A 16,626-nucleotide genomic window follows, 5' to 3' on the forward strand; every position below is an offset into this window, starting at 1 on the left:
GATCATTTAAACGACCTTTAATCCGGGAATAAGAAAAATACTATACTAAAATACTGAAAATTTAGACTTTTTAAATTTTCGACAATTTTTATAATTCCTGTGTTACTATGGATTTGCTCTCATAACAAAAGAAAATTCGACAATATTCGGGAGGGATTTCTTTGGAGAAGAAAGCGTTATCATCAAGAGAAATATTTACTATCGGCTTAATGCTTTTCGCCTTGTTCCTAGGCGCAGGCAATATGATTTTCCCCCCTTTCCTTGGACAAGAAGCCGGTAGACATGTTTGGCACGGGATATTCGGCTTCCTTATTACTGGAGTCGGCCTTCCGTTATTAGGGGTAATATCCATTGCGAAGTCTGGTGGAGATCTTCAAACATTATCCAGCAGGGTCCATCCGGTTTACGGATTGATATTCACTGCCATTATGTACTTAGCAATTGGACCATTCTTTGGCATTCCGCGAACAGGCACTGTTTCATTTGAAATCGGCGTCCTTCCATATCTCCCAGAAGATGTAAATGCAAACGGGCTTCCGTTGTTTATATACAGTATTGTATTTTTCGCATTGACTGCATGGCTTTCCATGAATCCATCTAAACTTGTGGATAGAATAGGGAAGTTTTTGACGCCTGCCTTGATTATCATCCTTGCCGTTCTGGTCATAAAAAGCTTCGTTACCCCAATGGGACAACCATTGGCGCCAAGAGGCCCCTATGTGGACGGACCATTCTTCAAAGGATTCATCGAGGGATATTTAACAATGGATACTATTGCTGCATTAGTATTTGGTATAGTAGTGATTTCATCCATTAAAGAAAAAGGGATAACCAACAAATCCACTGTAGCAAAAACATGCATCTATGCCGGCCTGATTGCTGCATCAGGACTTGCTCTCGTTTATCTTTCATTAGCACACATCGGGGCTACTAGCACTCAATCCATTGGAATACAGGATAATGGCGGCGCATTATTGTCTGCAGCGGCCAAGCACCTTTACGGTGATGCTGGAACGCTTATCCTTGGGTTGGCAATTACATTTGCCTGCATCACTACGTCAGTGGGCTTGGTTTCATCTTGTGCGAAGTATTTTGCAAAAATATTTCCTAAAATGTCCTATAAGCTGCTTGTCATTATTTTATCGCTGTTCAGCATGGTGATTTCCAATATCGGATTGACTCAGTTGATCAATGTTTCTCTCCCGGTATTGATTATCATTTATCCATTGGCAATTGTAATGATTATCTTATCCTTTTTCCATAATCAATTTAGAGGATACAGGGCTGTCTATGTTGGGGCTTTAATCCCTACTGGCATCATCAGTATTATTGATGGATTGAAAACAGCAAATCTTGATGTTTCATTCTTCACAGAAAAGCTTGCCTTCCTTCCTCTCTTCAATGAGGGGATAGGGTGGATCGTTCCTGCAGCAGCAGGAGCTGTTCTGGGATTGATCATAGCGGTTTCCAGACGCCACACTGCTCATGCAGCTGTGAATTCCACTACTAAAGAAAAAGCAGCCTGATGGCTGCTTTTTTTAGTCCTCTTTAAGTTCTTGTTGAAGAAGATTTTCAATTCTTTTGAGCGATCCCGGTTCCACTTCTTCTACTGCCGTTGCAGCCTGTTCAAGGGCTGCCCGGTATTCAAAGCTCCGAAACGCTGCCTCTGCCGTGCGAAGATGTTCCGCAACCGAGCTGTATTTGCTTCGATAACGATTTCCATATTGGATGACTCTCTCAGCAAGCATGACATTTTCAATCAATTCTTCTGTTTTTTCATAAAAATGATTCACCGTGTCCGATGCTTTATAGAGGTGCTCCTGTACCGATTTGATATTCAATGGCTTTTCATTCAGACTGCTGAAAACATTTTGAATATTGTCTTCCGCTTCTTGAAGCAGCGACAAGTAATCAGACGGCAGCCCCGGAATATTGCTTTTAGTAATGAGCCTGCTTGCCTCTGCAAGCTTCCTTCTTAATTCGTCCACAGTTTCCTTTGCATTCATTTCATCTTTGCGGAGGTTCTGCAAGTACTCAGAGAATCCTTTTTGCTCTTTTTGAATTTCTTCAAGGTCATCCCTTATTTCTTGCATCTCCTGCTTCAAAATGGAATTCGCAGATTGATTTTCGGCAATCCTCAATTCCAATTGCTCATACCGTTTCATTAATTGGTTTAATTTCTTTCCGATATTCCGCTGGATGCTGATATCCTCTTCTACTAACTGGTAACTCTGCTGAACAAACTCTGTTTCATTTTTTAATACAGACTGTGATTCAGCAATCTCTTTCAATAAAGACTTGGTTTTCGGTTCATTCTGGACAATGAAATGTTTTGAATGGACTTCATTTTCAAGCGCTTCATAGAGTGAATCGATTTTTTCCTTCATCTCTTCAATGCCTTTTGAAGCTTCATGGATCTCGGCATTTTCAAGGAAGCCCATATAGGTCTGCAGTTCACTTTCCATCCTTGTTACTTCTTTTTCCATGGTAATATGCTCTAGAATGTAGCCATCCGCTTCCATTTCAGCATAGCCCTCTTTAATTTCAGCGAGCTGTCCTGGAAGATGGTTTTGGCATTCTGACAGCAGTTCAGGAAGTTTCCCCATTGCATCTTCAGTAGCTGCCAATTCCCCTTTCAATGAAAGGAGTACTTCACGCGCATCTAAATAATTCCCGTTTTCAGTTAGTTCATGGAACTCGTTGAATTTTTCTGTGAGTTTGTCCACTTTCTTTTCAAGTGCTCCAGCAGCTTTTCCATATGTATGGCGGTGAGCAAGCATTTGCTTCTTCGCTTGGCGATATGTCTCCTGCAATTCGTCAATTTCAATTCGATTGCTTTCTTCACTGCCGACAAGTTCCTTTAGTTCGCTAAGGATCAAATCGATTTTTTCTTCTGTTCCTGCAAGTATATGATCGATCTTCTCTTGGACTTCCTTCGATTTCTTAAATCGGTAGCGGTCTGCATATTCTTCCGCATCAAAGAGCAATTCTTCTACATCCGGAAGCTTGATCCCTACAATCTCGTCCCAATTCTGCCTCCAGCGTTCGAACATTTCTTCCGTCTGCCCTGTCATGTTCAGCTGCTTCACTTTGGAAAGTTCTTCAAGAACAGGCCTGTTCATAATATCGATCTTCCACTCTTCCAGGCGATCTATTTCTTTAAAATGATTTTTCTTTGTCAAATATCCATATAAAAATAAAATAAATAATAATACGATTCCACCGATGACAAATTCCATCGTCAGCCCCCTGTCCTTCCATGTCGAATAAGACTGTTTTTCTATAAATCAATTAATGATAATTAAATTCATATATAATGTTTTTAGTTTACCATGTAAACGACAATTTTTGACTAATATTTTCACTTTTTTTGCATTTTCATTCCAAATGATCAAATTATTGCTGAATCATGTCTCAGATTCTATTTGTTGCTTTCACTTTTCACCTATTTTAGTATTATATCAGAGTTGTACTTTTAAGAAGAAAGAGGCGGGTTCATTTGCTAAAAGACGGACATATCCATACTCCTTATTGTCCACATGGATCACAGGATCATTTCCAGCAATATATTGAAAGAGCCATTTCCTTGGGTTATAAGGAAATCACGTTTACGGAACATGCGCCCCTGCCGCGGAATTTCAAGGATCCTGCTCCTGCAGAAGACAGCGGGATGAAATACGCCGTGCTTGAACAATACTTAAAAGATTTAGAAATGCTAAAAACACAGTACTCTTCGGATCTGTTGATAAATATAGGGTTAGAAGTGGATTATATTGAGGGATATGAAGATCAAACGATTGATTTTCTTAATGAGTATGGATCCCTTCTTGACGATTCGATCCTTTCTGTCCATTTTCTCCAAAAAAATGATGAGTGGTTTTGCTTGGATTACAGTCCGGAGGTTTTTGGGACGATGATCGACAAATATGGTTCGCTTTCTGCACTGTACGATCATTACTTTCAAACGGTTCTGAAATCGATTGTCACAGACCTTGGTCCATTTAAGCCTAAAAGGATCGGACACATCACACTCGTAAAGAAGTTCCAAAAAAAATTCCCTTTAGAGGATTATGATTATCTGACCGTTCAAAAGATCCTTCAGGAAATGAAGGCTGGAGGATTTGAAATGGATTACAACGGAGCAGGCTTGTTCAAGCCATTCTGCAAAGAAAGCTATCCACCAAAGTGGATAGCAGATGAAGCGGACTCATTGGGAATCCCCCTTGTTTATGGTTCAGATGCACATCAGGCTGAGGATCTAGGCCAAGGGAGACAAGACTTATTTGGATAAATGCCTTTTTAGCATAGAATCGTTTTTGCGGTAATTGATCCTGCCATAGTGTCATTGATCCACTGTTCAATGACTTGAAAGTATTTGGCGGCAAAATAGGCTTCTTGCGGATAAAGATTCCACACTTCCCGCAAGTATTGGCTGTTTAAATATGGCATTGCCAGCATTCCTTTAAGCTGGATGATCAGAAAGCTTTTTGCAGAAGGAGAATATTTTTCACCGTTTACGAGTCGATCGATAATTTCCTTAAAAAGGAATCGTTCTTTCATTAAATAGGAAGAGATGATTTCTCTTACGACTTGTGAATCCAAAGAAATCTCGCGCCAAACAAAGCGCGTGAGCAAGTGATGTTCACTCTGAAACTGTAAAATATATTTCACCGCATTTTTCAAACAGCGGTCTGGTTCCGTGTGATCCAGATTCTGTGCTTCTATTTCCAAAAATGATAAATATGGTTCGAAAAAGGCAACGAGGCATGCCTCCAGCAGACCTTGTTTATTATTAAAATAATAGGCAATATTCGCAGGATTGATCCGGGCTTTTTGGGCGATATCCCTTATGGATACTCCATCAAACCCTTTGGTATTAAACAAATAAATAGCAGATTCCAATATGGTTTCTTTAGTCGATGTAGCCTGTCTCATATTATGAGTCCCCCTTGTATTCATTTTGGCCTAGCCCTGAGGGAAATTTGGCGTTTAGACGCGGATTTTTCCGTCGTTTTAAAAACTTCTAGGCTGCAGGGCTAAATCCTGTTAAAATATATCGACAATATCTGTTGCCATAATGCAGAATCTGCTGAGAAATGAGGGATTTACGTGTTTAACGTCGAAATGTACAAAGGCACAAGAGATGACCAATATGAATTGGTAAAGAAACAATTAAAAGCGTTAATTGAGGATGAGCCAAATAGAATTGCCAATCTGAGCAACGCAAGCGCGCTATTGAATCAATTCCTTGACCGGGTGAATTGGGTAGGTTTTTACTTGTTAGAAGAAAATGAGCTTGTTCTTGGACCATTCCAGGGACTTCCGGCATGTGTAAGGATTCCTCTTGGGAGAGGTGTATGCGGGACTGCCGCATCCGAGAAGAAAACCGTCCTTGTGGAGGATGTTCATGCTTTTCCTGGGCATATTGCCTGTGATGCAGCAAGCAGGTCTGAAATTGTCGTTCCGATGATCAAGGATGGTCAGTTGATCGGGGTTCTTGATATTGATAGTCCTGAGACTAATCGGTTTGATGAAGTCGATCAAAAGCACCTGGAAGAATTCACTGAGATCTTAGTCAATCAATTATAATGTGTGCGATTAGATTGAGAGGGAATCCACTCGCTTTCCGCGGACGAACTCGCAAGCCTCCTCGCTTCGCTGTGGGGTCTTGCCAGCCCGTTTTTCCGCCGGAGTCTCGCAGATTCCCTCTCAATCACTATGAATCCTATAATACTTCAATTACAAAAAGCTGACCCAAAAGATTGCACATCAACAACCTTTTGAGTCAGCTTATTTACGCTACTTTAATCCATTCAATGCTGCTTCCAGGTCGCTCCAGATATCTTCCCATGCCTCGAGGCCAACGGAAAGTCTGATTAATTGATCGGAAATGCCCATTTCCTCCCTTGCTTCTTTCGGGACGACTGCATGCGTCATGGTAGCAGGATGCTGAATCAGCGTCTCGGCATCACCTAGACTCACCGCGATTTTGATCAGGTTGAGCCGGTCAAGAAAATCCTGTGCCTCTTCTTTTGTCCCTTTTATCGTAAAGGATATGAGGCCGCCGCCTTTTTTCATTTGTTTCTTCATGATTTCATAGCCTTGGTGCGTTCTAAGCCCCGGATAAAACACCTCATCCACACTTGGATGAGCGCATAATTTTTCAGCGATGATTTCTGCACTCTGGCAATGGCGGTCAAGACGGACTGGCAACGTCTTTATTCCTCTGAGCAAAAGCCACGCGTCGAATGGGGAAAGGACTCCGCCGATATCTTTTTGAGTGGTCATAGAAACTTCCTTGATCCATTCGCTTTTTCCAGCCACAAGCCCCGCAATGACATCTCCATGTCCGCACAAATATTTCGTGGCACTATGGATGACAATATCGCATCCCAGCTCCAGGGGTTTTTGGAGATATGGGGAACAGAAAGTGTTATCAACGACGACTGGAATCCCCTTTTCTCTTGCAACAGAAGCAACCATTTCTAAATCGATCAGCTGCATGGTTGGATTTATAGGAGTTTCAATATAGATACAGGCTGTTTCGGGCCTGATTGCTTGTTCTATCTGCTCCTTCGATGACATGGCCAAGAATTGATGGGTGATATTGAATTTTGATTCCATCATTTCCAATAGGCCAAATGTACATCCATAGACGCCCTGTGAGCAAAGGATATGGTCCCCTGTTTTCGTAAGAGCAAACAAGGTGGCTGATACTGCTGCCATGCCAGATGAGAAAGCCAGCGCGGCTTCCGCTTTTTCCATTACCGCCACCCGGTCCTCGAGCATTTTCACTGTTGGATTGCCGAGTCGGGTATAAATATATCCTTCTTCTTCTCCGCAAAATCTTCTTTCTCCCTGTCTAGCATTCTCAAAAACATAGGTAGAGGTTTGAAAAATCGGAGGTGCCAGACTCCCTTTATACTCTTTGGAATCATACCCGCTATGAATGACTTCTGTTTCAAACCGTGTTTCTTTTTTCATCTCCATCCTCCTATAGAAAGCGCTTACAAAAATGTGTAAATCTATTACCCCTTCTTCTATAGGATATGACATCACACGGAATTTGGAAAGTCATAATATACTCAAAAAAAACAAGCCCGCTGTGGAGCTTGTTCTCTTAAACCATCATTTTTAGATCCTGTTCATGGACGACAGCCTTGTTCTTCCCATTATTTTTTGCAAAATAAAGGGCTCTATCAGCTCTTCTGAAGAGCATTTCCACTTCTTCAGTCTTTCTTATGTTCCAATATGAAACACCGCAAGATACCGTTACCGAAGGAGTCGTCTGTTCCTGCACGGTCTTCACCAGTCTGTCCGCCACACTGTAGCCTACCCGAAGCGGCGCCCCAGGGAGATAGATTGCCAGTTCTTCCCCTCCCCAGCGTGCACCGATATCGGTGGAGCGGATATTTTTTTGGATCAGGTTTGCGACCTGGATAATGACATTATCCCCTGCTTGATGGCCGTAAGTATCATTGACCCTTTTAAAATTGTCTATATCGACGAGGATAAATGTCCCTTCCTCCTCCTCCACCATTGAGTTGGCAATGGCATCATCGAGATAATTTCGTGCATATAACTTTGTCAGATAATCCGTAATGACCATTTTTTCAAGCTCTTCACGCAGCATTGAGTTCGACAACGCCAATGTTGAATGATGAATGAGAGATTGAAGCAGCTTATACATTTCAAATGTAAAGGCATATGGCTTATCCTGCAGAACTACGCAAAAGCCTATCATTGAATTGCTGTGGACCATCGGGATTGCCATCAAAGAACAATATTCGTAGGAAGGAACTCCACAGCCATTATTATTTAAGTCGCCAATGAAAAGGGAATCACGCTCTTTCTTGATTTTCTCTTTGACGAATTGAATATATTTTTTTCCGCTTTCTTTTTGAAAATAAAGGCTGCTCCCCGGCAGCACCTTGCCCTCCCCTTGATCCTTATTCAACATGATAAACCCTACTTCCGTGGCGTCGAAATAGCGTTCAATCTGATTTTTCAGATATTGAATCGTATCTGACAGCCTTAGGTTGGAATTCAGGCGGTGGGATGTTTCATTGATAAGCTGAAGATCTGAAATCAGTCTTCTGGATTGCTGATAAAGCTTTGCATTTTCCAATGCGCTTCCTGCGGTATTGGCAAGGAGGCTGATAAACTCTACTTCATCCCCAGGAAAGATGACAGATGCGGGTGCAAGCACCTGAAGAACCCCATATACTCCCTGCTTCCCTCTTAAAGGTGCATAAAGAATGGTGTTTTTTTCTTTATAGGAATCTTCTATTTGAATGGTCCCATTGACATATGCCTGCATAGCTACAGTATTCTCGGAATCAAATTCAAGATCCTTGATTGGAAGGTCTGTATTGCGCTCATCATCGTTTGATAGCATTAAGTAATAAGTATAGGAAGGATATACCCTCTTTAAGGTGGTGATGATTTCAGCCAGGACATTATCGATATTCATACTGGAATGGAACTTTTCAGTTATTCGGAAAAGTTCCTTGTATTGCTGTTCTTTTCTGATGTTATCAAAAAGTTGGTGGAGGCGATTCAAAAACCGCTCACTTTCCATTTTTGAAGCCTTGATGGATTTTTCCAGCTCTCCCTCATTGGTTCTCGTTTTCTTAAAGAGCATGATGAGGCTAAATTTATTATCTATATGAAATCTGACTGATGCGTTATATATTGAAAGTGCATTATCTTTGATCTGCATCTGCATGTTGATATCTTGTTTTTCATTTAATATATGATTGGAATGGCAGAGAGAAATAATGGAAGGCAAAGTCGGTGGTTCTCCGATGGATTCTGTCAGTTTGCAGCGGATTTCCTCTGAATGGTCATTCATATAGATTGAAGCGTGCAAAACACCGTTCATATGGCAAAAAAATTCGAACCATTCCTTCAGTATGCTGCCGAAGCTGTTATTTTCATTGACCTTTTCCAATAATTCATAGAGTCGCGACTTATAATGCAAGGTTTGTTCATGATCATTAAAATCATTAGCCATTATCAATAATCCTCACTTTGTCCTTCAAATCTTTCAGGTTTCACTTTCAAAAACAGCCGTTATCCAAGGGATTCAACATCGTTTAAAAGGAATAATTTCAAATTTATTTCAAAATCAAGATATTTTAAATAATATGGAAAGTATACCATAACATAGACTTTTTTCCTATAAGGAATAAATAGAGATAAAAACTAATTTTCTATACTCTATTGACTCCGGTTGATAGAAATAATATAATGTTCTTTGTGTAAAATAATGCAGCTTCAGTACACACCTTTATGTTTCATTTTATTCCTCCACAGGAGGTGCATCGCGTAACCCGCTGCTGCTAGGGCGATGATGCATGAAAATAAAATGAGCATGATTGTTGATTGTACCTGTTTTTATTTTACAACAAAATAAAAACAAAAAGGAGGAGTCTTAAATGGCTCGATATACTGGTCCAAGCTGGAAACTTTCCCGTCGTCTTGGAATCTCTCTAAGCGGAACTGGAAAAGAATTAGAAAAGCGTCCTTACGCTCCAGGACAACATGGTCCTAACCAACGTAAAAAAATCTCTGAATACGGATTGCAGCTTCAAGAGAAGCAAAAACTTCGTCACATGTATGGTGTGACTGAGCGTCAATTCCGTAATCTTTTTGATAACGCTGGTAAATTGCAAGGTAAACACGGTGAAAACTTCATGATCCTTCTTGAAGCTCGCCTTGACAACGTTGTATACCGTTTAGGTTTAGCGCGCACTCGCCGCCAAGCTCGTCAGCTTGTAAACCACGGGCACATCCTTGTTGACGGAAAACGTGTTGATATCCCTTCATTCCGTGTACAACCTGGCCAAGCAATCAGCTTGCGTGAAAAATCCCGCAACCTTTCAATCGTTAAAGAAGCAGTTGAAGTTAACAACTTCGTACCTGATTTCTTAACTTTTGATGCAGATAAGTTAGAAGGAACTTTCACTCGTATGCCTGAACGTTCTGAACTTCCTGCTGAAATCAATGAAGCATTAATCGTTGAGTTCTACTCTCGTTAATCGATTTGATCCTAAAAGCCTGTCAATTTTGACAGGCTTTTTTGCTGTCTATAATAATTTTCATTACCATAAATTGCGAACCAAGTTTTTATCTGCCTGAAAACGGTTATGTTAGTAAGGAGGTGATTATTGTGTTCGAAAAACGGACAGGTGAAGTATTGACCGACATTATGATCGATTGGGGCATAGACCATATTTACGGACTCCCCGGCGATTCAATTAATGAATTAATGGACGATTTGCGAAAGAAAAAGGAAGAAATTCAATTTATTCAAGTACGGCATGAAGAGACAGCTGCACTTGCAGCTGCATCATATGGAAAACTCACTGGGAAACTCGGTGTATGTCTTTCCATAGCTGGCCCTGGTGCGGTTCACTTATTGAATGGACTTTATGATGCTAAAGAAGATGGTGCACCCGTTCTTGCCCTTGTTGGACAGGTTACAAGCGACGAAGTTGGAACCGATTCCTTTCAGGAGCTTCATCTGGAAAGGCTATTTTCAGATGTAGCGGTTTTCAGCAAGCGGGTCCAGTCGGAACATCAGCTTCCTGATTTATTGAACCAGGCAATCCGTTCAGCCTATACAGAAAATGGCGTCAGTGTTTTAATCATTCCTGACGATTTATCCGCTCAAGCCTATAAAACAAAAGAACCGCTAACTTCTTCCGTAAAAGTCGAGCAGGATGTTTTTCCTTCCATCCAGCAGCTTGAAAAAGCACATGGACTCATAAAAAAAGCAAAAAAACCGATCATCCTTGCAGGGAGGGGGACAAAGCATGCACGCGATGAGCTGCTCTCATTTGCTGAAAGAATCGCTTCCCCTATCATCGTCAGTCTGTTAGGAAAAGGCGTCATACCTGATGAACATCCTTATTGTCTGGGGCATCTCGGCCAAATCGGGACTCGGCCGGCCTATCATGCAATGAAAGATACGGATCTCCTTATTATGATCGGCACCTCCTTCCCATATCGCAAATTCCTGCCAAAGGAAGTAGAAGCAATACAAATTGATGTCGATCCACGCAAAATAGGTAAACGCTACCCTATAACCCAAGGGCTTGTAGGAGATTCCAAAGCCGTTCTTTCTTGGTTAAATTCTAAAAATGACTACACGCCGGATAATTCTTATCTTGAAAAGGCTCAGGAGCAAATGGCTTCTTGGAGAAATGATCTGGTGGAAGAAAAAGAGGATAAGACAGAGCGCCTTCGCGGTGCCCAAGTCATGCGGGAGCTGCAAAAGGTATTGGCAGATGATGCAATCCTTTCAGTGGATGTCGGAAATGTTACTGTATGGACTTCCCGCTATTTAAATCTCACAAATCAAAAAATGATCGTATCCGGATATTTAGCCACGATGGGCTGCGGCCTGCCGGGAGCTATTGCCGGGAAGATTGCCTATCCGGACAAGCAGGTCGTGGCAGTCTGCGGCGATGGAGGCTTCACCATGGTCATGCATGATTTTGTTACAGCTGTTAAATACAACCTTCCGATGATGGTGGTCATCCTTAACAACAGTAAAATTGGCATGATTCAATATGAGCAGCAGGAGATTGGCCATTTAAACTACGAAACTGATTTGGCTGATATTGATTTTGCCCAATTCGCCCAAGCCTGCGGCGGGGAAGGCTACCGTGTTCATAACCCAGATGAACTGGAATCAGCCATGAAAAAGGCGGCATTATCTACGAAGCCTGTGATTCTTGACGTCATGATTGAATTGCAGCCTCCGCTTCCAGGAAAAATAACATATGATCAAGCAGTGCATTATACAGAATACTTAATTCAGGAATTCTTCGAAAAAGGGAATGTCGATATGCCTCCGTTCAAGAAAGCATTGAAGCGCCTGTTTTGATACAACAAAAAGCCAGCATCCAATTAGGAAGCTGGCTTTTTGGTTTAAATATATTTAATCATATAGTACTTCTTTTTCCCTCTGCGGATGATGGTGAATTCGCCGCCCATCCTATCTTGCTCTGACAGAATATGTGCCGTGTCCGTATTTCTGTCGCCGTTGATGTAGACAGCGCCGTTTTGGATGTCTTCCCTTGCCTGACGCTTGGATGGAGAGATTTTCGCATTGACCAATACATCGACCAACGATGCTTCTTCATCGCTTTTTTGTTCATAGGTGGGTACATCTTTGAATCCCTGCTTGATTTCAGCAGAGTTCAATTTCTTGATGTCACCGCTGAATAAAGCATCGGTAATTTTTATTGCTTGCTCTAACGCTTCTTCCCCATGAATCAGACGAGTCATTTCTTCGGCAAGTGTTTTTTGCGCCTTTCTCAAATGCGCTTCTTCTTCCACTGCTTTTTCTAATGCATCGATTTCTTCATGTGAAAGGAATGTAAAGTATTTAAGATATTTCACTACATCAGCATCTGCTGTATTGATCCAGAATTGATAGAATTCATATGGAGACGTTTTTTTCGGATCAAGCCAGATTGCGCCGCCTTCTGTCTTCCCGAATTTCGTTCCATCCGCTTTCGTCACTAATGGAATTGTAAGACCGAATGCTTTTGCTTCACTTCCCTGCATCTTACGGATCAATTCAAGACCAGTTGTGATGTTGCCCCATTGATCGCTTCCGCCAATTTGAAGACGGCAATTATAATTAGCGTAAAGATGGTTGAAGTCCATTGCCTGTAAAATGGTGTATGTGAACTCTGTAAAGGAAATCCCTGTTTCTAAGCGGGATGCAATCGTATCCTTTGCGAGCATGTAGTTGATGCCGATATGCTTTCCGAAGTCCCTTAAGAAAGTCACCATGTCGATGGCGCCGATCCAATCATAGTTGTTCGTCATCTGCGCCCCATTGTCTCCGCTGAAGTCAAAGATGCTTTCAAGCTGCCCTTTGAGGCAGTCCGAATTATGCTGGACCGTTTCCAGTGTTTGAAGCTGTCTTTCTTCGCTCTTCCCGCTTGGATCACCGATTAGTCCTGTTGCGCCTCCAACCAGTACAATCGGACGATGTCCATGCTCCTGGAACCTTCTAAGCGTCAAGAAAGGAAGGAGATGTCCAATGTGCATGCTGTCTGCTGTCGGATCGACTCCACAATAAATGGAGATTTTCTCTGTTTCCAATAGTTCTTCCAGACCTTTTTCATCTGTCTGCTGGTAGATGATCCCACGCCACTTCAAATCATTTAATAATTCCACTTTCATTTCCTCCTTAAATTGCTTGATATACGCCTTTTTAGACAAATAAAAAAAGCCTCCCCATCTGCAGGGACGCTTTGATGCGCGGTACCACCCAACTTGAGAATACATGATTCTCCACTCTACTTGATAACGGGATTCCCGTTCGCTGCTACTTGTACATTCACAGCAAAAGCTCAAAGCTGTAATTCATCAGTCTATTTGCATCGGTTTGCACCACCCACCGACTCTCTTCATAACAGGGATAGCTGATTACTGAAACTCATCATTGCCTCATATTGAATTTTTTGTTCGATAGCATTTTTTTATCACAACAAAAAAAATTTGTCAAATGAATTGAAGAAATATGAAGAACCTTGTCAACTCCCCCCTCCAATATATGCTATAATTAATTTGATTTTAGGGGGACTGATGATATGAAGGAAAAATGGAAACGATTATCCGAAAAGCTCAGTACATACTATCATAAAGCACAAAATAAAAAGATTCAAAAAAGCGCCAGAATTACATACGGGGTCCTTTGGAACCTCCTTTTGATATTTTTGGTTGTATTAGTCATGGGCTTTTCTTTTGCAGGCGGAGTCGGTGCAGGGTATTTTGCCTCACTTGTCCATAAAGAGCCCATCCGATCTTATGCCGAAATGAAAAAGAATATATACAACTATGAAGAAACTTCCAATCTTTATTTCGCAAATGATGTATACCTAGGCAAACTTCGATCCGATCTGGAACGTGAGGAAGTGTCCATTAAAGATGTTTCGCCATATTTGAAAGATGCCATCGTGGCTACTGAAGATCAGTATTTTTATGAACATCACGGTGTAGTGCCGAAATCGATTTTCCGGGCATTATTCCAAGAGTTCACCAACTCTTCTGTACAGACCGGCGGAAGTACACTAACACAGCAATTGATCAAAAATCAGATCCTCACGAATGAAGTATCGTTTGAACGGAAAGCAAAAGAAATCCTTCTCGCACTTCGTTTGGAGAAATTCTTTAAAAAAGATGAAATATTGGAAGCTTACTTGAATGTTTCCACTTTCGGGAGGAATTCTTCCGGCAGGAACATTGCAGGTGTGCAATCAGCGGCAAAGGGATTGTTCGGGGTGGAAGCAAAGGATTTAAACCTTCCTCAATCCGCCTTTATTGCAGGTCTTCCACAAAGCCCATTCGGCTATACGCCTTTTACCAACCAAGGAAAACTTAAAGATAAAGAGGGGCTTCAGCCTGGGTTGGATCGAATGAAAATAGTCCTTCAACGCATGCATGACAACGGATTTATTTCCGACAAAGAATATCAGTCTGCAGCAAACTATGATATTGTGAAAGATTTCATCCCTTCAAAACCAAGCGTTTTGGAAAAGTATCCATATTTGACATTTGAAATCGAAGACAGGGCATCTGATGTCATGGCAGGCATCCTTGCTAAAAAAGATGGATACACAGAAGAAGATTTGAAAAAAGATAAAGAACTAAAAGGCAAATATAAAACATTGGCCGGCAGAAACCTTCGCCAAAACGGCTATCAGATTCATACGACCATCAACAAGGATATCTATGACAAGATGCAGAAGGCCAAAGATTCATATGATAGCTATGGCCCGACATTGAAGGATACCGTAAAAGATCCGGACACGGGCGAAAATATTAAAAAGCCTGCACCTGTTCAGGTCGGTGCAATATTGATTGAAAATGAAACCGGAAAAATCCTGAGCTTTGTGGGGGGCAGGGATTTCAATATCGAACAAGTGAACCATGCGACACAATCCCGAAGATCCACTGGTTCCACCATTAAACCGCTGGCGGTATACGGTCCAGCCATGGAACTTGGCAAATCGGCTCCAGGCGCCATCATTCCGGATGTTGAAATGTACTTGAATCCTCAGGACCCAGGCAATGCCTGGCCGCACAACTATAATGCATCAAAGTTCAGCGGCCTCGTTTCAGCGCGATATGCACTGGCGAAATCTCTGAACGTGCCTGCAGTCAAGACTTATGAAAGCATCTTGGATCAGCAGCCTGCACACTTCTTGGATAAAATGGGCTTCAGCTCTTTGACGAAAACAGACTATTATATCCCTTCACTGGCACTCGGAGGGCTTACCAACGGAGTGACCGTTGAAGAAAACGTCAATGCGTTCGCCACTTTTGCCAATGGCGGTCAATTTGTGGATGCCTATTTAATTGATAAGATTACGGACAAAGATGGAAATATCGTCTATCAGCATGAAAGCACTCCAGTGGACGTCTTCAGTCCGCAGACTTCTTATCTCATGATCGATATGATGAGAGACGTATTGAAGTATGGAACAGCAGCTTCCGTTCCACACCGATTGAAGTTCTCCACTGATTGGGCAGGAAAGACGGGAACTTCCCAGGATCAAAAAGATTCCTGGTTCATTGCAACGAATCCGAAGGTGACATTCGGCACATGGACAGGCTATGATACACCGAGAGATTTGAAAAAGGCATTAAACGGAATCGGCGGACCTACTTACAGTCTGAGGAACCTGGGCATTTGGGAAGCATTGATGAATTCCGCCTATGAGGCAGCTCCAGGGGAAATCGCTCCAAAAGAACGCTTTAAAATGCCTGGTGGAATTGTCAGCAGATCCTACTGCGCAGTTTCCGGCATGCTGCCTTCAGAAGCATGCAGCAAAGCAGGACTTGTGGAAACCGATATATTCAATGCGAAATATGTCCCTAATGAAAAAGACGACAGCCTAGTTGATGGAAAGTATGTTCAGGCAGGAGGAAAGAAATATCTTGCCCTGCCTACGACCCCTTCCGAGTTCTCAAACTCAGGCTTGATATTAAACCCTGATTTCGTAAAAGAAATCACTGGCGGAAAAATGGTCAGTCCGGATGCCCGCCAGCTTATTCCAAATAATAGCAGCTGGAATAAGATTCTCGTTGCGGATGACAAAATGGAAGACGATGGAGCTATTCCTTCTCCTGTCAGTGCAGCAGCATCCGGATCTGCAGTAGCTTGGTCTCCTTCTTCGAGCAAGGATGTCATCGGCTACCGCGTATACAGAATTACAGGCGGAAATGCCCTGCAGAGAGCAGCATCAGTTCCTGCTGGAGGATCGCTTTCTGCGAGCGTATCAAGTGGAAAATATGTTGTTGCAGCCGTTGATATAGCAGGAAATGAATCCATTGAATCAAATGCGGTTACAATCGGGGGAGCAAGCTCAAGCAGGCCGGATAAGCCAGGCAAGCCTGAGAAGCCAGATAAACCTGAGAAGCCAGGCAAACCGGATAAACCAGAAAAGCCGGATAAACCTGCTGATGGAGATGGTGGAACAACGCCAGGAGACACGGGCACCGAAACAGGCACCACCCCACCTCCTGATTCTACTACTCCGTAATAAGCCATAAGAAAGAGAGCCGCTCATCCGAGCGGCTCTCTTTCTTTCGTTT

General features: G+C 42.2%; 11 protein-coding genes and 1 other annotated feature. Of the genes, 6 read left to right on the forward strand and 5 right to left on the reverse strand.

Annotated elements, in window-relative coordinates; all coding sequences use genetic code 11:
* Positions 1 to 161: 161 nt before the first annotated feature.
* Entirely contained in the window at positions 162 to 1,526 is a 1,365-nt protein-coding gene (brnQ, locus tag ABTV07_RS15515; RefSeq protein WP_433743708.1) for a branched-chain amino acid transport system II carrier protein, read from the forward strand.
* A gap of 12 nt (positions 1,527 to 1,538) precedes the next feature.
* On the opposite strand, the gene ezrA is transcribed toward brnQ, so the two are convergent.
* Complete coding sequence (gene ezrA / locus ABTV07_RS15520) at positions 1,539 to 3,239, reverse strand: septation ring formation regulator EzrA (protein ID WP_433743710.1); 1,701 nt, start codon at positions 3,237 to 3,239, stop codon at positions 1,539 to 1,541.
* A gap of 260 nt (positions 3,240 to 3,499) precedes the next feature.
* On the opposite strand from ezrA, the gene hisJ reads away from it, so the two are divergent.
* Positions 3,500 to 4,291, forward strand: a complete 792-nt coding sequence (gene hisJ / locus ABTV07_RS15525) for a histidinol-phosphatase HisJ (protein WP_433743713.1) — start codon at positions 3,500 to 3,502, stop codon at positions 4,289 to 4,291.
* A gap of 8 nt (positions 4,292 to 4,299) precedes the next feature.
* On the opposite strand, the gene refZ is transcribed toward hisJ, so the two are convergent.
* A complete protein-coding gene (gene refZ, locus ABTV07_RS15530) occupies positions 4,300 to 4,935 on the reverse strand; it encodes a forespore capture DNA-binding protein RefZ (protein WP_433743716.1) in 636 nt (211 codons plus the stop codon).
* A gap of 174 nt (positions 4,936 to 5,109) precedes the next feature.
* Between refZ and ABTV07_RS15535 the strand changes: the two genes are divergently transcribed.
* Positions 5,110 to 5,589 (forward strand): GAF domain-containing protein, encoded by a 480-nt coding sequence (locus tag ABTV07_RS15535; RefSeq protein WP_433743719.1) that lies wholly within the window; start codon positions 5,110 to 5,112, stop codon positions 5,587 to 5,589.
* A gap of 210 nt (positions 5,590 to 5,799) precedes the next feature.
* Here the strand turns inward: ABTV07_RS15535 and megL are convergent, their stop codons facing one another.
* The gene (gene megL, locus ABTV07_RS15540) at positions 5,800 to 6,984 is read right to left on the reverse strand and encodes a methionine gamma-lyase (protein WP_433743722.1); all 1,185 of its coding nucleotides are present in this window, start codon (positions 6,982 to 6,984) and stop codon (positions 5,800 to 5,802) included.
* Positions 6,985 to 7,120: 136 nt separating this feature from the next.
* Entirely contained in the window at positions 7,121 to 9,016 is a 1,896-nt protein-coding gene (locus ABTV07_RS15545) for a sensor domain-containing diguanylate cyclase (protein ID WP_433743725.1), read from the reverse strand.
* Between the two features lie 424 nt (positions 9,017 to 9,440).
* On the opposite strand from ABTV07_RS15545, the gene rpsD reads away from it, so the two are divergent.
* Positions 9,441 to 10,043: a 30S ribosomal protein S4 gene (rpsD, locus tag ABTV07_RS15550; RefSeq protein ID WP_433743729.1), complete on the forward strand. Its 603-nt coding sequence runs from the start codon at positions 9,441 to 9,443 to the stop codon at positions 10,041 to 10,043.
* A 131-nt stretch (positions 10,044 to 10,174) separates the two neighbouring features.
* On the forward strand, positions 10,175 to 11,896 hold the full coding sequence (locus ABTV07_RS15555; RefSeq protein WP_433743732.1) for a pyruvate oxidase: 1,722 nt from the start codon (positions 10,175 to 10,177) through the stop codon (positions 11,894 to 11,896).
* Positions 11,897 to 11,940: 44 nt separating this feature from the next.
* On the opposite strand, the gene tyrS is transcribed toward ABTV07_RS15555, so the two are convergent.
* Positions 11,941 to 13,203, reverse strand: coding sequence for a tyrosine--tRNA ligase (gene tyrS, locus ABTV07_RS15560; protein WP_433743735.1), 1,263 nt, complete (start codon positions 13,201 to 13,203; stop codon positions 11,941 to 11,943).
* Positions 13,204 to 13,268: 65 nt separating this feature from the next.
* Positions 13,269 to 13,481 (reverse strand) — a binding site (T-box leader).
* 138 nt (positions 13,482 to 13,619) lie between these two features.
* Between tyrS and ABTV07_RS15565 the strand changes: the two genes are divergently transcribed.
* A complete protein-coding gene (locus ABTV07_RS15565; protein ID WP_433743738.1) occupies positions 13,620 to 16,574 on the forward strand; it encodes a transglycosylase domain-containing protein in 2,955 nt (984 codons plus the stop codon).
* The last annotated feature ends 52 nt before the right edge of the window (positions 16,575 to 16,626 follow it).

It is taken from the genome of Falsibacillus pallidus (assembly GCF_050990905.1).
In the GTDB taxonomy this organism is placed as follows: Bacteria; Bacillota; Bacilli; order Bacillales; family DSM-25281; genus Falsibacillus; species Falsibacillus pallidus_A.